General features: G+C 36.6%; 19 protein-coding genes. 6 read left to right on the top strand and 13 right to left on the bottom strand.

Going from position 1 to position 26,190, the window contains the following annotated elements; translation table 11 throughout:
• Position 1 precedes the first annotated feature (1 nt).
• Both PVV65_RS02720 and PVV65_RS02715 read right to left on the bottom strand, forming a co-directional pair.
• A complete protein-coding gene (locus PVV65_RS02720) occupies positions 2 to 673 on the bottom strand; it encodes a tetratricopeptide repeat protein (RefSeq protein ID WP_273789117.1) in 672 nt (223 codons plus the stop codon).
• Positions 674 to 1,244: 571 nt separating this feature from the next.
• Positions 1,245 to 3,017 (bottom strand): SLC13 family permease, encoded by a 1,773-nt coding sequence (locus PVV65_RS02715; protein WP_273789116.1) that lies wholly within the window; start codon positions 3,015 to 3,017, stop codon positions 1,245 to 1,247.
• A gap of 356 nt (positions 3,018 to 3,373) precedes the next feature.
• Here PVV65_RS02715 and PVV65_RS02710 point away from each other — a divergent pair, with 356 nt between their 5' ends.
• Entirely contained in the window at positions 3,374 to 5,080 is a 1,707-nt protein-coding gene (locus tag PVV65_RS02710; protein ID WP_273754811.1) for a hypothetical protein, read from the top strand.
• 149 nt (positions 5,081 to 5,229) lie between these two features.
• The gene (gene nhaA / locus PVV65_RS02705) at positions 5,230 to 6,591 is read left to right on the top strand and encodes a Na+/H+ antiporter NhaA (protein ID WP_273754812.1); all 1,362 of its coding nucleotides are present in this window, start codon (positions 5,230 to 5,232) and stop codon (positions 6,589 to 6,591) included.
• Between the two features lie 577 nt (positions 6,592 to 7,168).
• Here the strand turns inward: nhaA and tmk are convergent.
• Together tmk and PVV65_RS02695 are read right to left on the bottom strand one after the other, a co-directional pair.
• Positions 7,169 to 7,828 carry a dTMP kinase gene (tmk, locus tag PVV65_RS02700; protein WP_273789115.1) on the bottom strand — a complete coding sequence of 220 codons (660 nt, stop codon included), beginning with the start codon at positions 7,826 to 7,828 and terminating at the stop codon, positions 7,169 to 7,171.
• 549 nt (positions 7,829 to 8,377) lie between these two features.
• Positions 8,378 to 9,634 carry an aspartate kinase gene (locus PVV65_RS02695; protein WP_273754814.1) on the bottom strand — a complete coding sequence of 419 codons (1,257 nt, stop codon included), beginning with the start codon at positions 9,632 to 9,634 and terminating at the stop codon, positions 8,378 to 8,380.
• Positions 9,635 to 9,823: 189 nt separating this feature from the next.
• Here PVV65_RS02695 and ubiG point away from each other — a divergent pair, with 189 nt between their 5' ends.
• Positions 9,824 to 10,567 (top strand): bifunctional 2-polyprenyl-6-hydroxyphenol methylase/3-demethylubiquinol 3-O-methyltransferase UbiG, encoded by a 744-nt coding sequence (gene ubiG, locus PVV65_RS02690; RefSeq protein WP_273754815.1) that lies wholly within the window; start codon positions 9,824 to 9,826, stop codon positions 10,565 to 10,567.
• A gap of 38 nt (positions 10,568 to 10,605) precedes the next feature.
• On the opposite strand, the gene grxC is transcribed toward ubiG, so the two are convergent.
• A complete protein-coding gene (gene grxC / locus PVV65_RS02685) occupies positions 10,606 to 10,860 on the bottom strand; it encodes a glutaredoxin 3 (RefSeq protein ID WP_273754816.1) in 255 nt (84 codons plus the stop codon).
• A gap of 45 nt (positions 10,861 to 10,905) precedes the next feature.
• Complete coding sequence (locus PVV65_RS02680) at positions 10,906 to 11,694, bottom strand: ComF family protein (RefSeq protein WP_273789114.1); 789 nt, start codon at positions 11,692 to 11,694, stop codon at positions 10,906 to 10,908.
• Positions 11,695 to 11,891: 197 nt separating this feature from the next.
• On the opposite strand from PVV65_RS02680, the gene PVV65_RS02675 reads away from it, so the two are divergent.
• Positions 11,892 to 12,770: a methyltransferase domain-containing protein gene (locus PVV65_RS02675; protein ID WP_273754818.1), complete on the top strand. Its 879-nt coding sequence runs from the start codon at positions 11,892 to 11,894 to the stop codon at positions 12,768 to 12,770.
• A 7-nt stretch (positions 12,771 to 12,777) separates the two neighbouring features.
• On the opposite strand, the gene PVV65_RS02670 is transcribed toward PVV65_RS02675, so the two are convergent.
• From PVV65_RS02670 to PVV65_RS02660, 3 genes are all read right to left on the bottom strand, one after another.
• Complete coding sequence (locus PVV65_RS02670) at positions 12,778 to 14,133, bottom strand: L-cystine transporter (RefSeq protein ID WP_273754819.1); 1,356 nt, start codon at positions 14,131 to 14,133, stop codon at positions 12,778 to 12,780.
• A 1,818-nt stretch (positions 14,134 to 15,951) separates the two neighbouring features.
• Positions 15,952 to 17,325: a glutamate--cysteine ligase gene (locus PVV65_RS02665; protein WP_273789113.1), complete on the bottom strand. Its 1,374-nt coding sequence runs from the start codon at positions 17,323 to 17,325 to the stop codon at positions 15,952 to 15,954.
• 68 nt (positions 17,326 to 17,393) lie between these two features.
• Positions 17,394 to 18,137, bottom strand: a complete 744-nt coding sequence (locus PVV65_RS02660) for a 16S rRNA (uracil(1498)-N(3))-methyltransferase (RefSeq protein ID WP_273789112.1) — start codon at positions 18,135 to 18,137, stop codon at positions 17,394 to 17,396.
• A 233-nt stretch (positions 18,138 to 18,370) separates the two neighbouring features.
• Here PVV65_RS02660 and PVV65_RS02655 point away from each other — a divergent pair, with 233 nt between their 5' ends.
• Complete coding sequence (locus PVV65_RS02655) at positions 18,371 to 18,514, top strand: hypothetical protein (protein WP_273754822.1); 144 nt, start codon at positions 18,371 to 18,373, stop codon at positions 18,512 to 18,514.
• A gap of 321 nt (positions 18,515 to 18,835) precedes the next feature.
• On the opposite strand, the gene PVV65_RS02650 is transcribed toward PVV65_RS02655, so the two are convergent.
• Positions 18,836 to 20,719: an AsmA family protein gene (locus PVV65_RS02650; RefSeq protein WP_273789111.1), complete on the bottom strand. Its 1,884-nt coding sequence runs from the start codon at positions 20,717 to 20,719 to the stop codon at positions 18,836 to 18,838.
• Between the two features lie 320 nt (positions 20,720 to 21,039).
• On the opposite strand from PVV65_RS02650, the gene folD reads away from it, so the two are divergent.
• Positions 21,040 to 21,939 (top strand): bifunctional methylenetetrahydrofolate dehydrogenase/methenyltetrahydrofolate cyclohydrolase FolD, encoded by a 900-nt coding sequence (gene folD, locus PVV65_RS02645; RefSeq protein WP_273754824.1) that lies wholly within the window; start codon positions 21,040 to 21,042, stop codon positions 21,937 to 21,939.
• A 64-nt stretch (positions 21,940 to 22,003) separates the two neighbouring features.
• On the opposite strand, the gene edd is transcribed toward folD, so the two are convergent.
• From edd to zwf, 3 genes are read right to left on the bottom strand one after another with little or no spacing between them, the layout of a single operon-like run.
• Positions 22,004 to 23,827, bottom strand: a complete 1,824-nt coding sequence (gene edd / locus PVV65_RS02640) for a phosphogluconate dehydratase (RefSeq protein ID WP_273789110.1) — start codon at positions 23,825 to 23,827, stop codon at positions 22,004 to 22,006.
• A gap of 58 nt (positions 23,828 to 23,885) precedes the next feature.
• Positions 23,886 to 24,638, bottom strand: a complete 753-nt coding sequence (pgl, locus tag PVV65_RS02635; protein ID WP_273789109.1) for a 6-phosphogluconolactonase — start codon at positions 24,636 to 24,638, stop codon at positions 23,886 to 23,888.
• 17 nt (positions 24,639 to 24,655) lie between these two features.
• Entirely contained in the window at positions 24,656 to 26,128 is a 1,473-nt protein-coding gene (zwf, locus tag PVV65_RS02630) for a glucose-6-phosphate dehydrogenase (RefSeq protein ID WP_273789108.1), read from the bottom strand.
• Positions 26,129 to 26,190: the final 62 nt, after the last annotated feature.

Raw genomic sequence — 26,190 nt, 5'->3', positions numbered from 1 at the left:
TTTATTCCTTATTTGCCTTGCCCTCAGCTTGCATAAGCTCAAGCATCATTCGAGCCCGATCTGTTATTTTTGATCTCAGCATACCTTCCGCAGAAATTTTCTGAAAATAGTCAACGGCCTCATCAATCTTCCCTGCTTTATAAGCAGCTAAGCCTAAAGCCTCTCGTGCGGACATACGCATAGGATCAATATCACTTGTCATATCTTTAACGCGCTTTTCGACATCCTCCAAGGTCCCTGTATCAACTAAAACATAGGCCGCTCGAATTTTTGCAACTTTCCGTAAAATCTGCGGTGCTTTCTCATCCGCTGCAACAGAATCAAAAATCTCCACCGACTTGATAAGATCACCTTGCTCCATGCGTAAAGAAGCCTCCCGCAAACGGGCAAGAAAAGGATACCCTCCAAAATTAGAGTCTTTAATATCCTTCAATTGCTTTATCGCCTTATCAAAATGACGTGTATCCGCAAAATTAAGGCTTCTTACAAATGCATCACCAATATGGCTGGCTTTCTTTATTTGCGCATGATGATAAATTTGATAAACAATTATCATGAGGATGAAAAGAAGAGCGGCCCCAATAATTAAAAAACCATACCGTCTCCAAAAAGCAAGCGCCTTTTCCTGACGAAACTCTGCATTAACTTCAGCAATAAAACTATCATACGACATATAACATACCTTGTAAAACAATTTACTTTCTACACTTTTACGCATAAATAAACAAAGATGGTAGCCCTCATTCACGAAAAACCTTTAAATTGCCCCGTTTATTCATTTCAAAGCAATATGTATTCCAATCAATTAGCTTTTTTCAACTGTATCAATTAAAAATGTTGTAAATATCCTTTTGTTTCATATGACAATTTTTATATAACTTGAATTTATAAAAAAGATCATAACCGTAATGTCATGCATGCTTGTCGATAATGTTAACCATTCTTTTTTAATTCAATGTATACCAAATACAATCTTTTAAAGTTCTTTAAAACAACCAATTCCTTGTCTTCGGTTATAGAATGGCATTAAACATGCAAACTCTTTACAAAAAACTACAGCTAAATCTCCCTCTCTAAATCAAGTAAACAAATTTTGACTCAGGAGAAAAAATACTGGAGCATTATTATAAAGTACGCTCCCCAAGCTTCAAGTAAAAATTTTTATACAAAATATATCCCTTCAACTTATCTTCATACGATTAATAATCCTTTGGAATCGATCCTTAAAGCTTTCAAAAAATATCCTATTGTAATGGCCAAACCCACATAAGCATGGGAACGGCAACAATAATGATCAACACCGCTAAGGGAGCCCCCAAACGTGGATAATCACTAAAACGATATCCTCCTGGCGCCATAACGAGCATATTGCTTTGATGTCCAATAGGAGTAAGAAATTCACACCCCGCACCAATGGCAACAGCCATCAAAAAAGCTTCAGGTTTATAATGAAGAGAATGAGCAAAACTTGACGCGATGGGTGCAACCATCATAACCGTTGCGGCATTATTCAAAAATGGCGTGACCAACATGGCTGTCACCAACATCAGTGCTAAAGCTCCAGATGGCGGAAAAAATATTGCCAGTTGACTCAACCATTGACCAATGAGATCTGTACATCCCGTTCTCTCTAACGCTTCACTCACTGGAATAAGAGCCGCTAATAGGACTAATATTGGACCATCTAATGCCTGATAGAGATCACGCGCGGGTAAAATGCGAAAAATAATCATTGCAGCAGCAGCAGAAAAAAACGAAAAAGCAACTGGAACAATATGAAAAGCTGTAAAAATAATGGCTATAAATAAAATGGCTAAAGATATAAAACCATGCCGTAAATTTCCAAACACAATATTTCGTTTTGCTAAGGGCAAGCATTTCAATCCCCTTAATAAATTTGGAATAACCGCATCTTGTCCTTGTAAAACAATCACATCTCCAAGATGAAAGATAATATCATCAAGTCTTGCCCGCACCCTTTCATGTTGACGACTTAAAGCAAGCAAATTGACATTATAGTGATCAAAGAGTGAAAACTCTTTCGCACTAATGCCAATAAGAGGCGAGTTATGCGTGATGACCGCTTCAATAATATCAATGTCACTATCCTTATCTCCTGTAGAAAGAGTTCGCTCCTTAGAAAACTCTAAACGTGCAGAGTTCATCACACTATCTATTCCTGTATGCGATCCTTCCAACAAAACAATATCGTTTTCAGACAAAACAAAATCTGGTAGTGGTGAAATAGATATTTTATTTCTGATGATTTGAATCACCATAACATCACCACTTGATGGCTTAACCAAATCGACAATACTTTTTCCCACAATGGGTGAATTTATTGGAATATGCACTTCTACAACATAATTACGAATATCAATGGCATCATCAAACGATCCACCTGAACGCACACGCACTGGCAAAAGCCAATAAAAACAGACCAAGTATAAGACACCAACCGTCGCAATAACCGCACCAACTGGTGTAAAATCAAACATCGTAAAAGGTGTTCCTGTTAAACGTTCTTGCATCGCTGAAATAACAACATTGGGAGATGTTCCTATCTGTGTCATAAGCCCCCCCAATAAAGAACCAAATGCCATGGGCATCAAAAAGACAGAAGGAGAAACTTGAGAACGACGAGCAAACTGAAAAGCGATCGGAAGCATGATAGCTAAAGCACCAATGTTTTTTACAAACATTGATAAAACGACAACAGAAAAAACCAAAAAAGCTAATTGAAAGCGCACCGATTTCACATCTGGCCATATCCGTTGAATAATAAATTCCATTATACCAGATCGTGATACAGCCGTACTGACAACAAACACACTTCCCACAATAATAACAATATCATTACTAAAACCGCTAAAAGCTTCCTTTGGACTGACAAGACCAAGAGCACACGCTATTAATAATGTACAAATAGCGACAAGATCATAACGAAATCGATCCCAAATAAAAACAACCATCATCAAACCAATAATTGAAAAGACCATTATTTGATTTTCTGTCATAACACTCACCTCTCCCCATTAAATTATAATGAACAAAAACATAACATTATATGTTTTAAATATTCCTATAAACAGCCGTAAAATAAAAACAGACATAGGAATATTTTATGATAATTTAAAGTGATTAAAAATATGATGCGCATAAACTTACCTCTCCTTGCATTATGCGTGCTTTTCTATAACGTACTCAATCCAAAGAAAATCGATAAAAATTGATAAAGCGATATTGCAAAAAAGATGAGAATAACTCTAATATAGAGGGTAGATGACTGTTGAAACTGGTACACGCTATATTTTAACCTTTGTCATTGCTTAAAAGAGTTTATCTTCACTCTCAATTCTAAAGAGTGATAAAAATGAAAGAAAAAAGAATGGTCAAGCTTAATAGTGGGTACCAAAGTAACCTGAGATATTGGCTCACTTGCATTATTGGATTTGTTGCTATCTTGGTAATTATAGTTGTTGGTGGATTTTATATCGCAAAACCCTATCTTGATAGTTTTGTAAAACAAGAGATAGCCCGTCGTTCCATAAAAGCAGAAACATCTGAAGTCAGCATTCTAGGTAAAGTTAATTTGAAAAATGTTACACTTCCCGTTCCAGCCGGTACATCACTGAAAATTGGTGCCATTTCTGCCCGCCCTCCTCTTTCCTTTATTCCTGGAACTTTTACATTTTATAATGTTGATTTAAAGCATAATAATATTCATGTAAAAATACCCCAAATTTCTCTTAAAAATGTCTCCTTAAAAGATAAAGACAGAACAATCACATCACATCTTTTACAATCAATGATGCGTATTGATCTTGCCTCCATAAGTGCCCCGAATATACAGCTTTCTATAGAAAATGAAAATAAACGCACAGAAATAGTTGAAGTTAAGAATTTCCAGCTTTCTGACTTTAAAAACGGCCATATCCGTTCCGTTAGTATTAAAAATATGGATCTTAAAACGGTCGCAGTCAATGGCGATAAACAGATGCAACTGATGGCTAAAAGTGATACAATAAAGGCTGATGATATCGACATCAATTACGCCTATTCTATAATTTTCGGAAAAAATAACGCTCTCAATCAAGGAAAAACCGTTACTGGCCCTATTTCTCTGAACAATATAAGTGTCGATATTTTTGGAGAAGCAGAAAAAAATAGCTCTTTCTTCCTCGGCCAATTTAAAACATCTGGTCTAAAGATGAAATCGCTTGAACAAACGCCTGAAAAACTGATCAAAGCTTATTTTAATGCAAGAAAAAAGAATGATAAAGTTGCAGAAAAAAGAGCACAAAATGGTCTCCTTCTAAACATACTGCTCGCCATTACCTCAGCAGATGCCAAAGTTTATAATGTCACCGTTGATATCCCACCATTGAAAGCAACGCTTGAATCATTTCAACTTAAACCAAGCTTGTGGAAACATCCTATCCCCAAAAAGCTTTTTCTTTCTCTCAATAACTTTTCCGTTTTACCTAAAAAAATGAATGAAAAAGATTTAGAACTTTTGAAAAAGATGGGATTTGAACAAATTGATTTTTCAGGAAAACTTGATATTTCTTACGATGAAAAAAAACATATACTCTTTCTTGATACAATGTCTTTCAATATGAAAAACGTTGGATCTGGGAACATATCGGCTAAGATTATTGATGTTGATGAAAAGCTTTTTTCTGGTCAACAAAATGTCATGATTGCTACCTCTCAAAACCTTGGTATCAATGAAATTGATATACAATATCGGGATGCTGGTTTCATTGATAAGCTTTTTTCTTATCTTGCAAAAAACCTTGATGATGGCCAACATGATCTTAAAAATGAACTCTATGACGACTTCTATTTAATGATGACGCAAACCCCAAAAATGTTGCTAAAAAATCAAAACGAAGCAGAAAAAATTTCAAAATCCTTAGGTGAATTTGCTAAAAATCCACAAACATTGATCGTTAAGATAAAAGCAAAAGATAATAAAGGACTCACAATGGTTGATCTCGAATCCGCTCTACAAAATGATCTATCCAAGGTTTTAAGCAAAGTAGATCTCACTATTAAAAATGAAGCATCGCCTTAAACATATCGGCTTTAGAGATAAGGGGCTTGTTTATAAATCGAGAACTTTATTCCTCTTTTTGCTTTTATATGATACAGAAAGCATCATTATAGATTCACTATACATAGAGAATATAGAAATATAAAATTGTCGATAGTTTGGAGCTGTTCATGTCTGATTTATCTTCAAATCGTTTGCCTAATCGCGCTTCTCGTGTAACCAATCAAGCGCTTTCTGCTATCGAGCGTTTTCTTCATATTGAAGCTCTTAGTGGTATTGTTCTTTTACTCGCTGCTGCTTCTGCACTGATTTTTGCTAATTCTCAATATGCTGCTTTCTATGAATCTTTTTGGCATACACCTCTTGGCTTTAATTTAGGGCATTTCACTCTTTCATGGGATTTACATTTCTGGGTTAATGATGCCCTTATGACTATTTTTTTTCTTGTAGCAGGAATGGAAATTCGACGCGAAATTCATGAAGGTGCCCTTGCCGATTTTAAACAAGCGATTTTACCAATTGTTGCTGCAATAGGCGGCGTTTGTGTCCCTGCAATCATTTATTTCATCTTCAACTCTAACGGTGGACATATCTACGGTTGGGCTGTGCCAACAGCAACAGATATCGCTTTTGCTTTAGGTATTCTGGCTCTTCTTGGAAAAAAAATTCCTTCTAATCTTCATATCATTCTTCTATCATTAGCGATTATTGATGATATTATCGCTGTTCTTATTATTGCTTTTTTCTACTCAACAAATATTGATCCGAGCGGTTTAATAATTGCAGGAGCAGGTATTGCTCTGGTACTCTTTTTTCAATGGATCGGGCTTGCATCAGCATGGCTGTACATTTTACCTGGTGCAATTATCTGGTGGGGTTTATTGGTAACAGGCGTTCATCCATCACTTGCTGGTGTAATCTTGGGTATGATGACTCCCGTTTTTCCTACCCGTACTCTTGTAGCACCACACACCATGCTCAGCAACGCTATGCAAATTCTCCAAGAAAAAAACGTAAAAACAGATTTCCATCATATTTCAACTGCATTGAAAAAAATGCGCAAAGGACAACGGGCCATGATTGCCCCAGTAACACGTGTTCAAAAAGCACTGCATCCATGGGTTGCATACGGTATCATGCCAATTTTCGCCTTTGCAAATGCAGGCGTAAGTTTTGCAAACTTTGACCTTTCTTCTGACAAATCATTCTTAATTGTTCTTGGTATTGTCATTGGTCTTTTCGTTGGGAAGCCCCTTGGTATTATCACGGCTAGTTATCTAGCCGTAAAATCAGGATTATGTCGTCTTCCTCCTCAAATGACATGGTCTGGTATTTTACTTATTGGTTTTTTAGCAGGAATTGGCTTTACAATGTCTATCTTTGTTTCAATGCTTGCCTTTAAAGATATTATCCTGCTTGATGCTGCAAAAATTGGTGTCCTTTGTGGCTCTGGTTTATCTGCTCTTATTGGTCTGGGATATGGCTTTATTTATATTAAGCGCAATAAAGACATCTCTCATAGTTTCGAATAAAACCAAAAAATCATCTGCTTTGTTGAAATGATTTTTTAGCATAACCAAGATTTTTCCTACAGTCCTTAAAATGGATGTATCTTCTTGCTAAGATACTTTTATCTTACGTTCTTGCTGGTTAAATAAGCAATTTTAAAAACTCCATAAAAACGTTAAAATTGCTTTTTGTTGTTTCATTTATAAGAGATAAGAATATTAAAGTCTAAAAAAGTTGCTGTTATTATTCCTCTGCCCTTAGCTTATTCGCTGCCCTCAAACATGCTTGGAATATATCTCTACAGGTTGTTCTTATATCGCTATATTCGTCTCTAAGAGAATAAAAATATCATGATCACAACAGAGATTAATAATCTTTTGGGAAGAGCTTTCCTCTTTCAAACTTTTAAAAAAAGTGGGTTACAATTTAATGATTACCAATCGTCTCAATTAAAATATTAAGATATATAATATTTTTTTCAGTACTCTTAAATTATCGTGAGAAACCCTTTAAAACTCTAGATCCCACATAGAAACTAGATCATAAAGGAGAATAGATCACAGATAAATTTTTAAAATGATATTCATAAATGGGTATATTTTATTTATTGTCAAAACAAGTCTTGTCTATATGATGTCGTATTTGATTATGGATTAAAGAAATAGAGGCAGTGCCATCAATGACGATAAATCGTTCGTCTATTTTTGATAAAAGTTGATATCCTTCATAAACTTTTTCAATAAATGAGCGTTTTTCTTCGTATTTTAAAGCTAAACCATCTCTTTTTTGCAATCGTTCGATAAGAACAGCAGGAGGCAAATGAAAGTAAAATGTGATCTGAGGTCTTGGAATAGCTTGATTTAATTGAATCACACTTTCAAGAGAAAGGCCTCGAGCGTAGAAATAAACAAGGCTAGAATAAACATATCGATCACTGATTAATAAATTTTGTGATGAAGTTAAAGAGGGCTCGATAATTTCAAGCGTATGTTTGCGTCTATCTGTTGCGGCTAAAAGAGCTAAAAGCAATGGATCAATCTGTTTTCCACTCTCTAAATAACCTCTAACCTCTGGTTTATTTCTATACCAATTACTAGGCTGAAAAGTTTGTATGATATGTTTTTCTTGTGAGTAATGATGAGAAATTTCTTTTGTTTGAGTTGTCTTTCCACTCCCATCGAATCCACATAAAGCAATAAAAGAGCCAGAATATTTTTTTAGAGACCACATGGAATTATAAATATCTTTATTAAGATACATTTTCTCTCCATCCATATAATTTACATCATTTTACATCCAAAATCTTTTTATTTAGAAATAAGGATTTTATCTCTTAATATCAGCAGTATAATATTAAGAGCATCCTCCCCTTCAATGGAAGAGCTTGAAATTTTTATAAATTATTGACTTCTAGGATAATATTTTTAATTTTGAACCAACTAAAAAGAAAATTCTGTAAGTTCTATACTATTAATTATGAAATAAAATCTCCTTTCATAACACACAGGTGCATTCTTCTTCTCTTCAAAACACTTACTTGTAAACAGTTCTCCTTTTTCCTTTATCTTATATCTAGATAATTTATAAGAAGTATTTTATGGTGTCTCTTAAATTATTTTTATTCCTATGTTAATCTTGTTTATAATATGCACAAAAACAGTTTTTTCTTCATCATAAGAAAGTTCTCAATGAAAGAATTTCACTGTATTCATTATTCTTATTAAATTAAAAATATAAATTATGCTTATAAAGCAAATCATTAATACATATGAAAACTTTATGTTCTTGAAACTGAGCGTTTAAAAATACTTAACTCTTATCCAGTCCATAAACAGCATGTAATGTTCTCACCGCAAGTTCAGTATAAGCGCTATCAATCAAAACAGAAATCTTAATCTCAGAAGTCGTGATTGCTTGAATATTAATGCCCTTTTCAGCTAAAGCCTTGAAAGCTGTCGCCGCAACACCTGCATGGCTGCGCATTCCAATACCAATCACAGATATTTTGGCAAGATCACTTTCAAATTGTAGAACATCAAATCCAATTTCTTTCTGATTTTTCTCAAGAAGTGCAACAGCTTTTTCTACATCAGCTGATGGGACCGTAAAAGTCATATCGGTTTTTGAGCCATCTTCAGAAGTATTTTGCACAATCATATCAACATTAATGCACTCTTCAGCCAAGGGACCAAAAATTGCTGCCGAAATCCCTGGACGATCGGCAAGCCGACGCAGCGAAATTTGTGCTTCATCTTTAGCAAAAGCAATACCAGTAACATTTTGTTGTTCCACGATTTCATCCTCATCGCAAATAAGTGTTCCAGAAGAACTCATTGGATCCCCCATGCCTAATGCATCAGGATCCTCAAAACTTGAACGTACAAAAGTACGAACCTTATGAACCATGGCCAATTCAACAGAACGAACCTGTAAAACTTTTGCCCCAAGAGAAGCCATTTCCAGCATTTCTTCAAAAGCTACTTTTGGTAAACAGCGCGCCTTTGGTTCTATACGTGGATCTGTTGTATAAACACCATCCACATCTGTATAAATATCACAGCGATCAGCTTGTACAGCTGCTGCTATAGCAACAGCACTTGTATCTGATCCCCCACGCCCTAAGGTAGAAATTCGATTATCCGGCGCCATCCCCTGAAAACCAGCAATAACAGCAACCTGCCCCTCTTGAAAACGTTCTATTAAAAAAGAGCCATCAATATCAGTAATACGCGCACGACCATGTGCATTGTCTGTATGAATAGGGATCTGCCAACCAAGCCAGGACCGTGCATTGATCCCCATCGCTTGAAGTGTTAAAGCCAGCAAGCCTGAAGTGACCTGTTCTCCAGAAGCAACCACAACATCATATTCACGAGCATCTCTATGGACGGGCGCAGCATCACACGTCCACTGCACAAGCTCATTGGTTTTACCCGCCATCGCAGAGACTACAACAGCAACCTCATTGCCTGCATCAACCTCTCTTTTAACATGCCGTGCAACATTATGAATACGTTCAATGTTTGCAACAGACGTTCCACCAAATTTCATGACAATGCGCGCCATTAATAACACTCTTACCTTTACATCTTTTATCTCAAGCGATAATGAGAATAAGACACTGTATCAACTAACCATTTTCTCGACATAACGAATATCTATCATTTGTGCAAGTTTCATTATGATTATATTAATTTTTCTTGACTTTTTATAAAATCTTCTGGACTTGATCATTAAAAATAAAAGGAAGGCTCTATGATAGAGGAAAGACAAACAACTGTTGATCAAAGTGAAATTGATCACTTCTCACGGATTGCTAAAGAATGGTGGAATCCACAAGGAAAATTTCGACCTCTTCATCAATTTAATCCAACACGTCTTGCTTACATCAGAGAAAAAATCTGTTTAGAGTTTAATCGTGACCCTGTTTCACTGACGCCTTTTGATAATTTGAAAATTCTTGATATTGGCTGTGGAGGAGGATTGTTATGTGAACCCATGGCACGTCTTGGCGCTATCGTTTTAGGCGTTGACGCCGCACAAACGAATATTGAAGTTGCAAAAATCCATGCAGCACAAAATAACCTTTCAATTGATTATCGTACGACAACAGCAGAAGCACTCGCCAATGAAGGAGAGAAATTTGACATTATCCTTAATATGGAAGTTGTTGAACATGTCGCTGATGTTAATCTCTTCATAAAAGCGACAGCAAAAATGCTAAAACCACAAGGCTTGATGTTTGTTGCAACACTCAACCGCACGTGGAAAGCATGGGGGCTTGCTATTGTAGGCGCTGAATATATCCTCCGTTGGCTCCCTAAAGGAACCCATGATTATAAAAAATTCCTAAAACCTCGAGAGCTTAAAAATTTTTTATCAAAAAACGCTCTGTCTGTCATTGATGAGATAGGTATCACTTATAATCCATTAAACGACAGCTGGAATCGCTCAAAAGACATGGATGTTAACTATCTCCTTCTCGCAAAACGGTCTTAAAGAATGTAATCGTCTTAAAGGTATGTTATTTATAGTGATTATACATCTTGCAATAAAGAATTGAGTTTTCCCTCAGCTTCTAAAGCATAAAGGTCATCACAACCACCAACGTGATAATCACCTATAAAAATTTGTGGAAATGTATTACGTCCATTTGCGCGCTGTACCATTTCTTGACGAAGGGATGTGGAGGCATCAATATCTGTATATTTTATGCCTTTTTTATCAAGCAAATCACGTGCTTTTGTGCAATAAGGACAATTAGGACGTGTATAAATGATTATCTCTTTCATAAGTATTAATCTCCTAGTGTTTTTTATAATATCCACTTTAAGTTCCTATTGAAAAGAAGGAAAAATAGAATCTTCTTTAAGAACACGTGAAAATGTTAGCACGTCAACCCGTCGTGCACCTGCATATTTTAGTGCAGCAGCTGCTGCTGTAACTGTTGCACCCGTTGTAAATACATCATCAACCAGTAAAATAGAACATCCTTTGAGGTATTTTTTTACTTTATGCGAAACCTTAAAAGCATTTTTTACGTTACGTTTTCTTTCTCTTGAAGAAAGACTAACCTGCGGGCGCGTATGTCGAGAACGAACAAGCCAACCGGGTTTTAAAAGCTTTTTTTGTGATGCTGCAATATAACGGGCAAGCTCAGCAGATTGATTATAACGCCTCTTCCAAAAACGACGAAAATGCAATGGAATGGGAATAATAACATCACATTCATCAATAACCTCACGTCCAGCAGACATCATCCAATTGGCCATAAATGGTGCCAATTCTATATGATCACCGTATTTTAAGCGCGTTACCAAAGTGCGTGCAAGTCCTTTATGAACAATGACTGAGCGAACACGTGAAAAAGGGTAAGAATTACGGAGTGCTTCACCACTAAGAAAACCATCCCCCATATCACAAACAAAAGGCGTCCCCATAACAGGACAATAAGGTTTCGTAATAAATTGGAGGTCTTTCCAACATTTAGAGCAAATCGTGCCGTAAGTAGAAACATTTTGCTTACATCCAGGACAAATTGGTGGATAAAGCATCGTTTTAAAACGCTCAATGAATTGACTGAGTATATCCCCGCTATTTAAAGCCGCTTCTCGAAAGTAAAACATTATAAATTTAGGCTTTTACAAGTTCCCCGTAGAACAAAAGTTCCTTTGTATTTCCTCAATTTATAAATTTAATTTCTTTAAAAACTCTTAAGCTCCTATAAACTTATTTTTATTTCACATTATAAACTTGACAGAGCGTGCACAAACATGAACCTTTTCAAAATATATTCTTTCATAAATCAAAAGTGTTCCACGATATGTCCCATCCTTTAATTTTTGATCATAATCTTATTGAACAATTCCGCAAACGCGCCTTCCAAAAAGCAAAAAAAGGATATGACTTTTTACTCTCTCTCATGGCAGAAGATCTCTATCAACGTCTTAGCACTGTTGATCGCCTCTTTACATTAGCGCTTGATTTACACAGCCATACAGATCTTGCCGCGCAAGCTCTCATAAAATCTGGAAAGGTTTGTTCTATAGAACGTATTGAAACCGATACGCTTTATAAAAGCTATGATAAAAAATTTCATTTACGTCATCGAGAGTTTCTTGATTTACCTCAAAATTACTGCGATCTTATTGTTTCACTTCTTTCATTACAATTGACGAATGATACCCCTGGTGTTCTAAGCCAGATAAAAAACACTCTTAAACCAGATGGCTTATTGCTGGCTGTTATGACAGGAGCTGGTACTCTCAAAGAATTACGTGAATGTCTCTTACAGGCTGAAATTGAAATTTACGGTGGAGCAAGCCCTAGAATCTACCCTTTTGTCGACATTCGTGATGCAGGCGCTCTTTTACAGCGTGTTGGTTTTGCTCTCCCTGTAACCGATGTTGAAGAGATTACAATACGTTATAATACAATGTTTGACCTTATGCACGATCTTAAAGCGATGGGAATGCAAAATGCCCTCATCAATCGCTCACGGCGCCCTGTCTCTAAACGCTTTTTTCTCCGCGCTGCTGAAATCTATGCACAAAAATTTAGCGATCCTGATGGACGTATTCGTGCCCATTTTTCTTTCATCTGGCTCTCTGGTTGGGCTCCTCATCCCAATCAACAAAAACCTCTACACCCTGGTTCTGGGCAAATATCTCTTACAGATGTTTTAAAACCCAAAAAAATATAACCCAAAATCATTTTTCAAAAATACTTTTATCCGTTGTTCGTAATATTTGACTGGTGATCGTTCCTGCTATCATTGAATCACTCACGTTTAGAGCGGTACGTCCCATATCGATCAGCGGCTCAATAGAGATAAGGACAGCGACCAAAGTAACAGGAAGCCCCATGATTGGTAACACAATCAATGCTGCAAAAATAGCCCCTCCCCCCACACCAGCAACACCAATGGAACTCAATGTTACAATCCCAACAAGCGTCGCAATCCAAGTAGGATCAAGAGGATTAATCCCCGCGGTCGGTGCAATCATGGTCGCGAGCATTGCTGGATAAAGACCTGCACACCCATTTTGTCCAATTGTTGCCCCAAAAGAAGCTGCAAAACTCGCAATGGATTGTGGTACACCTATCCACTGTGTTTGCGCTTCAATATTCAAAGGAATACTTGCAGCACTTGAACGACTACTAAAAGCAAATGTCAAAACCGGCAAAACCTTTTTAAAAAAACGGAAGGGATTAATACCAAAAATGCCGAGCAACACACCGTGAAAGCCAAAAATTAAAATAATACCAACATAAGAAGCAATGATAAAAACGAGTAAATTTAAAATATCTGAAACATGAGAAGATGCTCCTACTTTCGTCATAAGTGCAAAAATACCATAAGGCGTCAAAGCAATCACAAGACGAACTAACCGCATAATCCAAGCTTGTGCCACTTGAATAAATAAAAGTGCTTTTTCCCCTTTTTCTGGCTCATCTTTCTTTAAGAGAAGAACTGCAGCCCCTAAAAATGACGCAAAAATAACAACACCGATAATTGATGTACGCTTGGAACCACTTAACTCAGCAAAGGGATTTTTAGGAATCAAGGATAAAATCATCTTTGGAATATTCATATCTCCAAGTTGAGAAATACGATCCCCAAGAACAGTAGAAACATTTTGCCCTTCATGTACCAAACCATTTGCGGTTAAACCAAAGGCATTCACGACTAAAACGCCAACCAACGCTGAAAGAGCCGTTGTAAAGAGCAATATTGAAATGGTCATTATACTCATTTTTCCAACAGCATAAACAGAATGCAAATGAGCAACCGCTGAGACGATAGAGATAAAAACCAATGGCATAACAATCATTTGGAGCAATAAGATATAACCACTCCCAACAATGTTAAACCATTCAACGGATTTCAGCAAAATGACTTCACCTTCTCCATAAATAACCTGCAAAACACCACCAAAAATCAAGCCAAGGATAAGCCCCAGCATGACACGGCGTGAAAGGCTCCATTGCATTCTCTTACTTTGGGCAATCCACAATAAAAAAATAATAAATAGAAATAAATTGATGAAAAAATTAAACGTCATTGTCTATGCCCAGTCTCTATCCACTATTGTTATAATTTATGGTGAATAATATGCATAATTCAAAATCAATGCATAATATTTAAAATTAATGTATAAAGCTTACAAGGTTTTTAAAAAGTCATTATTTTTTTAATTTATAGATTAAAAGAGAATTTTTTATCTATGAATAACTGTTTAAAGAAAATAAATAAATTTATTTCTCTACTCTAAAATTAAAGAGCTTATAAAATAGTTTAAAAAGAGAAATATAAACACCCTTCATTGCATTTTTATACTGAATAATCCCAACCGTTCTTATTCTATCAAAGTCCTTATCACTCTCTTTTGCCTTTTGAATTAAGGAAAGCTTTCTTTAAAAATGATTCATTAACAAACAGACATTCATGAGTTTTCTGAACAATAAACCATCAAGCTCCTCTTACCAACTTTATGGACTGCTCTCCCAAAAGCTTTTAGAGAAGAAACTTTTTTGTTTTTCGAAATTCTCTTATAGGCATAAAAATATGCCCTCTTAATAACGAAAAATCGCAAATATGAAGGATTTAAAAATCATAATGCCTATTGAAAAGGTAATGCAATTATTAATGCATATTACTATTTAATACAACCTAAAACATAATACCAACAAAAATACCCTATATCTTATCGATATAACTAAACTAAGTGATATCAACCGTTATAATAGCCGTATTCAATATCGGTTTATTTATCAAAGATAAGGAGTTAAATCACTCATGAAACGTACCGTAACATTTATTGTTTTATCTTCTCTATTGATACTTTTGTTCGCTGTATTAATATCACTTGGATATACGAAAGTGAACAATCTGAATCTGTACGATGAACTTTATCAGTCATATCTCAATAAAAAGTGTAAAAGCTCGGGATATCGCGAAAAAGAAGAAATAGCAAAAGAATATATAAAAATATTTAAGAATAAGGTAGAACCCGTCACATCTACAGAATAAATAAGGGATTATTTTAAAAATATTACCCAAAGATGCTCTTTTTTTGTGGATGCTTTACTATTTTAGGTAAGGGATTCCAATATGAAGGTGTGCTAAATAATAAAATAGGATGCTTTTTATTTATTGAAAAAAGACGTTTTTCTCGCAAAACTTGAAGTAGACGTTTAGTAATCCGATGTTTGAATACGTAAAAAATTTCTAGATTCTCCAACGGGCATTAACAAAAAAATAAATTATCCCTATAGAGAAAATGGTTCCCTGTAATTTTCCTACCCATTTAAAAATCCAGCTATTGCATTTATAATGGCTGTATAACAATATCGTATAATGTCACTAAAGGCATACAAATCCCCATGCAATCTTGCTATTAAAAAGCAGAAGCAATAGGCAGTTAGAAGCGTACCATACGTTTTTAAATAGTAAAAGAAGTGTTTGTGGCTTAACAACATAAAAAAACTAAGGTTTTGTATTTTTACTCTACAAAATAAACACTTTGTATTTTTTTAAGTATAACGTTGAACCTATTGAATACAAATAATATTTTTTATTCCTTATTTAAAAGTAATAAAATTATTTTTTACTCTCCTTCATAAGAGGAACGAGACAAGTAAATCAAAAATGTTTGATAAAGAGTTAAATAGAACAAATCATCACTAACACAACGATATAACATAGAGGTTACGGAAATATCATAAGCATAGTAATCTTCAGTATGCTCGAGATCTTTGTATTGTATCCCTTATGAGCAAGGTTGAAAGAAAGAGGGATATTCTCTCTAAAACAAATGAATAAATGAACTACTATGATAATATACAGTTTTAAAAAAGTACAAAGTTTCTTTGCCTTCAATTTAATAGGCACATTCTAAAAATATAGGTTCGACAGACTCATTCCAAATAGAAGAGTAATGAAACAAAAGTTTTTCAGCATCTGTTTGTCCTGTTGCTACAACCTCTTCTAAAGGATTAAGAAAATTTGTTTCATCAAAACCATTTGCATCATACTGTTTACGATTTTTTAAGCCCTTGCGTGCAATCGCAATAGCTTGACGGGCTAATTCTAAAAGAATAGTTTGACGAAAAGGGGTTTTAAACCCTTCTTTGGGAACGCGTTGGCGCATCTCCAAAACTTCTTCAAAACACCAATCTTTGGTCAAAGCCTCTGCCTCGTTAAGCGCTTCTCTATCATAAAGAAGCCCAACCCAAAAAGCCGACAATGCACAAATGCGCTTCCAAGAACCGCAATCAGCGCCTCTCATTTCTAAAAATCTTTTTAAGCGAACTTCAGGAAATAACGTTGATAAGTGATTAATCCAATCACCCATGTTCGGAATTGAATTTGCAACCTGTCCTCTTAATGCCCCATTCATAAACTGACGAAACGTTATATGTGTACAATCATAATAACGGCCATCACGTACAACAAAATACATAGGAACATCAAGAGCCCATTCAACGTAATCAGCAAAACCAAAATGCTCAGAAAATATAAAGGGAAGAACACCTGTCCTGTGATTATCCGTATCACGCCAAATTTCAGAACGCCATGACAACAAGCCATTTGGGCGTCCTTCTGTAAAAGGTGAATTGGCAAATAATGCTGTCGCAATGGACTGTAATTTTATGGATACTTGCATTTTTCGCCGCATATCACTTTCAGATGAAAAATCAAGATTCACCTGAACCGTTGATGTACGATACATCATATTAAGACCATTATGCCCAACTTTCGGCATATAATCAGACATAATCTGATAACGTGATTTAGGCATTTTCGGCGTTTCAGCTAACGTCCACTTTGGGCTCGCTCCCATCCCCAAAAAGCCAATACCCAATGGTTTTGCAATTTTTTTGAGAAGAGTTAAATGTTCCATCAACTCATGATACGTCTGACCTATTGTTTTTAGTGGTGCCCCAGATAATTCAAACTGTCCTCCAGGTTCCAAAGAAATAGCCCCCTGATCAACTGATCCTACAAGCCCAATAATATTCCCTTCATCTAAAATAGGTTTCCATCCTAAAGCGCTTTGCATCCCCTCTAACAGCGCTCGAATCCCCCTCTCTCCGTCATAAGGAACAGGACGAAAACCATCTCTATAAAACGGAAACTTTTCATGTTCTGTGCCAATACGCCAATCTTCTTCTTCTTTATACCCCCCTTGGAAATAGCTAACCAAGGAATCTAAGTTATAAACTTCACTTTCATCCATTACATCAAGCGCCATAACTTATCGTATCCTATCATTGGTATTATCATCTTAAATGAATTGTTTAGAATGATTTTACAGACATCTCAATCCATTGACCAATCCCCCACGGTAGCATTCAGAAGAGCCAAAGCCGCAACAGCGGCAGTATCAGCGCGTAAAATGCGTGGACCTAATGATATTGAAACCACAAAAGGATGCTTTTTTAAAAAGCTCCGCTCTTCTCGACTAAATCCACCTTCTGGTCCAATGAGAATACCAGGTGCTGTAACGTCACACTTTTTAAAAGAAGATAATGGATTATACGATTGATACTCTTCATCACAAAAGAATAAAGGCTGTGTCTCATCCCAACGTGCTAAAAGCTCTGCTAATGATAGAGCTGATACACATTTAGGGAGAGACAAAATACCACATTGTTCAGAAGCTTCAATGACATTGGCTTCCATACGCGCCATATTGATACGTGTAACCTGTGTATGATGCGTTATAACAGGCTGCAAAATTGATACCCCCATTTCAACAGCTTTCTGCACCATATAATCCAACCGCGCGTTTTTGAGTGGAGCAAAGCAGTAAATAAGACTGGAATGCGTCGTTTGTAATCTTTCTTGATGAATAAGCTGAACCAAAACAAATTTTTTCTTAATAATAGTAAGTTTAGCAAGCCACTCACCATCCTGTCCATTAAAAAGTAGAATTTCTGCTCCTTCTTTCATCCGCAAAACATGCACAAGATAAAAAGCTTGTGCTCCTTCTATCTTTATTTCTTCATTCAAAGCCAATGTCTGTCGGATAAATAATCTTTTAAGTTTATAGTTTATGCGCATAAAATCTTGCCAATGCTCACTATCGTCATCAAGAAATGAAGAAAAATATATAACAAAAAGAAAAAATTATATCTACAGAGCTATAATATATTAAAGAATTATAGAGTTTTTTTAACTTTATGAGATAATGATAGGAACTAATAGATCGTTAAGTGATTCTGCTTTCATATAAGTTTAAATAATACACCATTCATCTTTGCACTCAATCATTGATGGATCAGTGGAGGAAAGATATGTCTGCTAAAAAAGCTACCATTATTACCATTACAACCCTCTTAGCCTTTATTTTGATTACAGTGGGTATTGGTTCTGTTGGAGCAGATGGAAAGCATACAGTTATCAAAGATGGTTACGGTATTTCTTCTCAGATTCAATAAGTGCTGACTAGATATGCCCTTAACGTTTTAAGACAACAAAATATTTTTTAGCAATTTTCTAAGATTTGCACTCGTATTGTGCCCCTCCTATATTTGAAAAATTCCAGAGAGAGGCGTTTTTATTCCTCTCTTAAATTGTTTATTTACATAACACCTGCATTTATGTGACAAAGAGAAAGGTTTTTGGTTTATCACGAATAGATTAAAATGAGAGAATCTTATGATCGTGAAATCTCTTATTTAAATTTAAAAACGACTCTAAATTACAGATGGACGAATTATTATTATAGAGTAGAGTGTTATACAGATGAAAAACAATGCTCAATCTGTATCAATGTCTTTTGTAACCCAAAAATTACCATGATCTTGTCCTTTAGATCTCAGAGAAAATGTAAAAGGCCATGCAAGGCTTTTAGCGAGACATTGGACATCTTTACATAAAGTTTCTGATCTATGATTTTTACGTAATTGTGCCTGTAGTATCAATTCATTCTGCTGTCCTTGAGCAAGAGCAATCGTAACAGCCCCCTGTATGGATAAACTAAAGTCTGCTGTACACATCAATGACTCTGTCACCTTCATCATGCCCTCTAAAAAGCTTGTCTGAATATCCCAGTAATCAAAACTTGTGGAGATAGAATCATTATTTTTTAAAAGAAATTGTTGTTTGCTTGAAAGTTTTGTTTGTAATTCATTCAAATCATACCCTAAGAGCCGACCAGAATACATCTTTAGTGCTAATCCACCCTGCATTTTTGTAAAAACTTCCATCCAAGAACCCGCAAGTGTTTGTATCGTTGCGGTAAAATTTGTTTTGCTCTGTACAAATGGCATAAGTCCTAAAGCTTCTAAAGCCTCCCGTGTATCAATAGAAGATCCTGAAATATTTCCTCCAATACGTATTTTCTCTCCAGCTGGCGTAACTTCAATATTACTTTGAACGGATCCACCCCAAATATTTGCATGTCCAAGATCAAAAATCCCATACCCATTTTTTATTTGTATCGCAGCAGCTAAATCTGTGAGTAAAATATTTTCTATTTTGGCTTGAGACGCAGAAAGTCGTATATCCACTCCTATACGATCAAAAATTTCCCTATTAAGAAGTAGATTGTTCTTGTTAACAGGCGAAAATACTGATCCCAAGAGGTTAAAATCGAGGTTATCAAATGCTAAAGATCCCATTATAATTGGTACATAGTCCTGAAACTCAACTTCTAAAGCTCCACGCGCATTTGCTGTTCCTATGCTAAATGTAACATTATTCATTTGGATGTTCTTTGGCTGTGCTAAAAAATGAGATTCCCACACAATGGGTATTTTTAATTTATGTCCCCAAATTTGATTCCTTCCAAACCAAGACACAGTCTGATTCCATCCAGGAGAACGCATCGACACTTTTCCGTCAAAAATATAATATTCAGATAACTGCGCCTGTCCTGTAAAAGTTATTCCCCCACGTACAGAATTGAGACTTGCTTTAATCTGGCTTTTTCCTCCTGCCAGAAGCGACAATGCTTGAGCAGCATCAATTGATAATTTTGTAAATTCTCCGCGCCAACGAGCATCTGCACGCAACCGTATTTCTTGAGTCGATTCTGACCAATCTAAAGTCGCATTTAATCCTGTGATTTTTTCCGCTACTTCTGAAAGACTATCTTGATACACAAGAGCACCATTTTCAATGACAACCCGCCCAAAAGGTTGTTTTAAAAGGTGTTCTATCTCTTCTGGATGATCAGGTTTTTGTTTTAATATTTCACGCGCCTTGCGTATGGCTAATCCTAAGGCTCCTTGTGAGCGTGAAAATCGATCAAAAAAATCTGCTATTGTTTTAACGGGCTTTTCCATAACAAATTGAGGACGAACAATTCGCGTCTCCGAAAAAGAAATATGCCCCCGCAGCAAATCTATTAAAGAAAGATCAACTTCTATGGATTCAGCTTCCATCAACGGTACAACATGATCCATTTTTGCTGTTAAAGTAACACCCGAAAGCAACGCTTTAGGGTAAGGAAAAAGATTTAAACGCGGTGGATCACGCAATTGCACATTATAACCTGTCCATGTACTCAACTCTTGCGCTAAACGAACACGAATCGCATCTGTAGAGACAAGATAAGGTAAAACGAGAATCCCCACCCCAAATAAAAAGATAATTATAATAAAAATTCCGCTCAAAAATTTTATTATTCTGATGCGCACAATATCCCTCTATACGTATTCTCCTAATAACAGATTAAACACAAACTCAAATAATCGTTAAAAGACTTTTTATAACCCTGTAATTCACCATATCTGCTTTGTATTTTCATTATTTTTGTTCTTTATCCAAAGTTTATTCAAACAGCAATATTGCTACTTCTTTATAAAGCAATTATCTAAAAGTCTTCTAAAAATACAAATCCACAACGTTATTAAACCATTCTTACTATTTCCCTATCGAATATTGCTATAAAACTCTATCGTATTATTAGAAAATGCTTTACAAAAAAACAAACAGCCTTACCGAAAGGATCTTTCTCATGAATAATATTATTGACGGAAAAAAACTTGCTGAAGAGATTATTGAGAAAGTTAAGGCTGAAACAACAAAACTCCGTAATAACTATAATATACAACCTAGCATCGCTGTCATTATCGTTGGAGACGATCCTGCAAGTCAAGTTTATGTCTCCTCAAAAAATAAAAAAGCTGAAGAATGTGGATTTCTTTCAATCAAACATGCCATTTCTAAAGAAACCCAAGAAAAAGAGCTCCTTCAACTTATTGCAACGTTAAATTCTGATCCAAAAATTCATGGTATTTTGGTACAGCTGCCTCTGCCTGCCCATGTCAATACAAACCACATAACACAAGCCGTTGCTTTCCAAAAAGATGTTGATGGTTTCCATTATGTCAATGTAGGAAAACTCGCAGCAAATGCACTTGACGATGCTATTATTCCCTGCACACCAGCTGGTGCTATGATGATGATTGAACAACACTGTGGGCGAGATTTATCTGGACTGGATGCTGTTGTTGTTGGACGTTCTAATATTGTTGGAAAACCTATGGCTGCCCTTTTAACAGCAGCTAATGCTACTGTGACAATTGCCCATAGTCGTACCCGTGACCTTGATGATGTATGTCGGAGCGCCGATATTCTCGTAGCGGCTATAGGCCGTCCTCAAATGATTAAAAAAGACTGGGTGAAAAATGGTGCAATTGTTATTGATGTTGGTATTAACCGCATTGCCACACCAGAAAAAGGTGTAGGAAAAACGCGTCTTGTTGGGGATGTCGATTTTGAAAATGTAAAAGAAAAAGCCGCCGCAATTACCCCTGTTCCAGGAGGTGTTGGACCAATGACAATTGCTATGCTTATGGTTAATACACTTAAAGCTGCTGCCCGATTACACAATCTTCCTATACCAAAATTCTAAAAATTTTAACAATCATTGTACATGATTTCATTGCATATGGTTCACCTTGTTTTTTTTGCATTTCTCACGTCATAAAAACAGATGCTCCTTGATCTGCACGATTAACCGATTGACGGAACACACGAAAGAGTTCGCGTCCAACACCTTGTTCATTTTTTGAAAGATCAGGAGGTATGATTGTTCGCGCATTAAATTTTGCTAAATCCTCTAAAAGAGTTAATTTACCCCTATGAACATCGAGGAAAACAATGTCACCATCTTGCAACCGCGCAATGGGGCCATTATCCAAAGCTTCTGGTGTCACATGTATGGCAGCGGGAACTTTTCCTGATGCTCCGGACATACGGCCATCCGTTATCAATGCTATCCTTTGACCACGATCTTGTAAAACGCCTAAAATAGTGGTTAATTTATGAAGCTCTGGCATCCCATTGGCTTTTGGTCCTTGGTAGCGAATAACAGCGATGAAATCTTTATCATGCAGTGCTCCAGATTGAAAAGATTTTTGGAGCTCCTCTTGATCATTAAAGACAAGGGCTGGTGCTTTAATCTGCCAATATTCTGGTTTAACGGATGAAACTTTTATAATAGCTGTTCCCAAATCTCCCGATAAAACACGAAGACCACCGTCAGGCTGAAATGGTTTTTTCCACCCTGCTAATATTTTATGATGAGCACTTTCATTCACAGCGGGTTCACGCACCACACAACCATCAGCAGAAAGCTTTGCTTCAATGGCATAAGCATTGAGATCTTTACCACAAACTGTAGAAACATCTTCATGCACTAAACCGGCCTCTATAAGCTCGCGAATGACAAATCCCATACCACCAGCTGCGTGAAAATGATTGATATCAGCTAAACCATTGGGGTAAATCCGTGCCAAAAGAGGAACAACTGACGAAATTTCTGCAATATCATGCCATGTCAATTGAATACCGCAAGCAGCAGCCATGGCAATTAAATGAATCGCATGATTGGTAGATCCTCCCGTCGCATTTAAACCTACAATAGCATTCACGAAAGAACGCTCATCTACTATCATACCAAGTGGACTATAATCATTGCTAAGGGCTGTCATTTCAAGTACACGCTTTGTTGCTTCCTTTGTTAAAGCATCACGCAATGGTGTATTCGCATTAATGAAAGCGCTACCTGGCATCTGTAGCCCCATCATCTCCAATATCATCTGATTTGAATTAGCAGTCCCGTAAAATGTACAGGTTCCTGGTCCATGGTAAGAACGTGCTTCTGATTCCAATAATGTTTGACGATCCACCTTATTTTCTGCGTAAAGCTGGCGTATTCTCGCTTTTTCATTATTGCCTTGACCACTTGTCATGGGACCAGCAGACACAAAAATTCCTGGTAGATGACCAAATGTTAGTGCACCAATCATTAAACCAGGTATAATTTTATCACAAACCCCAAGATACAGTGCAGCATCAAACATATTGTGTGATAAGCCTATAGCGGTAGCCATTGCAATCACTTCACGCGAAAAAAGGGAAAGCTCCATCCCCGCATTCCCCTGCGTAACACCATCACACATCGCGGGAACACCACCTGCGACTTGTGCGACACCACCCACTCTGCGGGCAGCCTCTTTAATTAAGCGAGGAAAAGACTCAAAAGGTTGATGTGCTGAAAGTATATCATTATAGGCAGTGATAATGCCAATATTTCCAACGATATTTCCCTTCAAATGCTCTTTGTCTATTGCTCCACAAGCAGCAAAACCATGAGCCTGATTGGCGCAGCCTAAAAAACTTCGCTTGGGACGGTGGTTTTGTGCGTTCGCGATGCGCTCTAAATAAATTTCTCGCGTTGGTAGAGAGCGTTCATAAATCCTTCGTGTAACTGTGGCAATTATCTTGGAAAGTGTCATATTTACTTCCCCCCTTTCATTGTTTCTCTCCCTTATTCATTAAAGAGAGATTGCATTTCTATTCCCCTTGTCTCTCACATTCTGATTCACTTATTTCATTTTCTGCAGGTGACCAATAAACCTGCACAAGATGAGGGGAATTACGCAAAATTGCCCGAATCGGCATTTCTATTTCAGATCCATCTTGACAAGCTTCTTCAAAGCAATCGCGTTTCTGAAAACCTTCAAAATGGAGAATAATACAACGAGATTGCATAATAACTGGCAAAGTTAGTGAGAGTCTTGGCTCAAAAGCACTCTTGGCATGAAGTGGTAAAACAAGTGCTTGTGTTCGAAGATCAAGTGCTTGCTTTAAACGATCAGCATCTGGAAAAAAGGAAGCCGTATGTCCATCAATCCCCATTCCTAAAACAACAACATCAAAGGGTTTAGGTAAAGTATTAACACGACTTGCTGCTGAAAAAGCCGCAAGCTCAACGGTGCGTGCCTTATGATAAAGTCCTATAAAACGCGCTTTTACAGCAAAATTTTGTAACAAATAACGCTGTACCATATGTTCATTGGAACGCTCATGGTGAACAGGTACAAAGCGCTCATCAACCAAAGTAATGATAATATTTTGCCAGTCAATGTCAGCCTTTGATAAATAATGAAAAAACAATTCTGGTGTTCTTCCACCAGAAACCGCTAAAATTGCACGTTTTCGCTCAAGCACAGCTATACTAAGCTCTGCTGCAACACGGTCAGCCAACGCTAAAGCAAGAGTCGTGGGTGTTTCAAAATTTAAACGGTCAATATTCATTCCATGCATACTTATTGTTTATTGCTCTAAACTAAATTGTTCCACATACGTCCATCACGTTCCATTAAAATTATCGAAGCAGGTGGCCCCCATGAACCAGCGCTATAACCATGAACAGGCTGTTTTATTGCTTGCCATCCCTCAATAATAGGATCAATCCAATGCCAAGCCGCTTCAACTTCGTCACGACGCATAAAGAGTGTTTGATCTCCGCGAATAACATCCATCAATAAGCGTTCATAAGCATCAGGATTACGTTGAGAAAATGCAGAAGCAAAACTCATATCCAGGGGGATATGACGAAATCGCATACCACCAGAACCTGGATCCTTAATCATCAACCATTGTTTGACGCCTTCATCAGGCTGGAGACGAATAACAAGCCGATTAGAAAAAATTTCATTCGAATCCACATTAAAAATATTATGTGGAATGGATTTGAAAACAACCACAATTTCAGACATTCGCGTAGGCATACGCTTACCAGTTCGTAAATAAAAAGGTGTATCTGCCCAACGCCAATTATTAACCTTAACCTTCAACGCTACAAATGTTTCGCTCTTACTTTCTCTTCCCAAGTCTTCAAGATAAGATCCCACAGGATCACCCTTCAAGACACCAGAAAGATACTGCCCACGTACAGTATGGTGCTCTACATTATGAACATCAAGAGGTGTTAAAGAATGTAAAACTTTCAGTTTTTCATCACGTACAGCATTTGCTCTATTCGTAAATGGTATTTCCATCGCCACCAAACAGAGCAATTGCAGCATATGGTTTTGCACCATGTCACGTAATGCACCTGCACTTTCATAATATTCCGCACGCCCCTCTAACCCTAAAGATTCAGCAACCGTGATCTGAACATGATCAATATAATTAGAATTCCATAACGGTTCATAAAGTGTATTCACAAATCGCAATGCCATCAGATTTTGAACAGTTTCCTTGCCAAGATAATGATCAATGCGAAAGATTTGATCTTCATTACAAACACTTGCAAATGCATCGTTAAGCGAAACGGCTGTTTTTACATCACGACCAATAGGTTTTTCAATGATAATTCGTGTTTGTGGCGTCACCAAATTGCTTGTCCCCAACCTCATCGCAATATCAGAAAAAAGTGACGAACCAACAGCCAAATAAAAAGCTCGAATATCTGTTGAATCTTGTGACAATACCAGCGCAAGATCTTGCCATCCTTGGTTTGAGGTAACATCAACAGAAACGTAAGTCAAACGTGCAAGAAAGCGATGAAGTTCAGTTGAATTGAGATCTTTTGGATGAATATGTGCTTCTAAAGAAGCCCGAACAAAATTTTGATATTCTTCATTACTCCATGCAGAACGAGCAACCCCAATAATACGCGTGGGCTCATTAAATTGCCCAACACACTGACAATGATAGAGAGCAGGCATAAGTTTGCGCGCTGCTAAATCACCATTACCACCAAAAACAATACAATCAAAGGGAGAAACTGGAATAATTTTACTTACCATGAACTTATTTATTTTTCTATTCGATTATTCAATCCTATATTACTTATAACCTATATTACTTA

The sequence above is a fragment of the Bartonella sp. ML70XJBT genome, assembly GCF_028618425.1.
Taxonomy (GTDB): Bacteria; Pseudomonadota; Alphaproteobacteria; order Rhizobiales; family Rhizobiaceae; genus Bartonella.
This window is presented reverse-complemented; position numbering and strand designations above follow the sequence as displayed.

Bases quoted from the DNA above. Each gene is read 5' to 3' on its own strand.
- PVV65_RS02720 (WP_273789117.1), bottom strand. From the start codon at position 673: ATGTCGTATGATAGTTTTATTGCTGAAGTTAATGCAGAGTTTCGTCAG.
- PVV65_RS02715 (WP_273789116.1), bottom strand. From the start codon at position 3,017: ATGACAGAAAATCAAATAATGGTCTTTTCAATTATTGGTTTGATGATG.
- PVV65_RS02710 (WP_273754811.1), top strand. From the start codon at position 3,374: ATGAAAGAAAAAAGAATGGTCAAGCTTAATAGTGGGTACCAAAGTAAC.
- nhaA (WP_273754812.1), top strand. From the start codon at position 5,230: ATGTCTGATTTATCTTCAAATCGTTTGCCTAATCGCGCTTCTCGTGTA.
- tmk (WP_273789115.1), bottom strand. From the start codon at position 7,828: ATGTATCTTAATAAAGATATTTATAATTCCATGTGGTCTCTAAAAAAA.
- PVV65_RS02695 (WP_273754814.1), bottom strand. From the start codon at position 9,634: ATGGCGCGCATTGTCATGAAATTTGGTGGAACGTCTGTTGCAAACATT.
- ubiG (WP_273754815.1), top strand. From the start codon at position 9,824: ATGATAGAGGAAAGACAAACAACTGTTGATCAAAGTGAAATTGATCAC.
- grxC (WP_273754816.1), bottom strand. From the start codon at position 10,860: ATGAAAGAGATAATCATTTATACACGTCCTAATTGTCCTTATTGCACA.
- PVV65_RS02680 (WP_273789114.1), bottom strand. From the start codon at position 11,694: ATGTTTTACTTTCGAGAAGCGGCTTTAAATAGCGGGGATATACTCAGT.
- PVV65_RS02675 (WP_273754818.1), top strand. From the start codon at position 11,892: ATGTCCCATCCTTTAATTTTTGATCATAATCTTATTGAACAATTCCGC.
- PVV65_RS02670 (WP_273754819.1), bottom strand. From the start codon at position 14,133: ATGACGTTTAATTTTTTCATCAATTTATTTCTATTTATTATTTTTTTA.
- PVV65_RS02665 (WP_273789113.1), bottom strand. From the start codon at position 17,325: ATGGCGCTTGATGTAATGGATGAAAGTGAAGTTTATAACTTAGATTCC.
- PVV65_RS02660 (WP_273789112.1), bottom strand. From the start codon at position 18,137: ATGCGCATAAACTATAAACTTAAAAGATTATTTATCCGACAGACATTG.
- PVV65_RS02655 (WP_273754822.1), top strand. From the start codon at position 18,371: ATGTCTGCTAAAAAAGCTACCATTATTACCATTACAACCCTCTTAGCC.
- folD (WP_273754824.1), top strand. From the start codon at position 21,040: ATGAATAATATTATTGACGGAAAAAAACTTGCTGAAGAGATTATTGAG.
- edd (WP_273789110.1), bottom strand. From the start codon at position 23,827: ATGACACTTTCCAAGATAATTGCCACAGTTACACGAAGGATTTATGAA.
- pgl (WP_273789109.1), bottom strand. From the start codon at position 24,638: ATGCATGGAATGAATATTGACCGTTTAAATTTTGAAACACCCACGACT.
- zwf (WP_273789108.1), bottom strand. From the start codon at position 26,128: ATGGTAAGTAAAATTATTCCAGTTTCTCCCTTTGATTGTATTGTTTTT.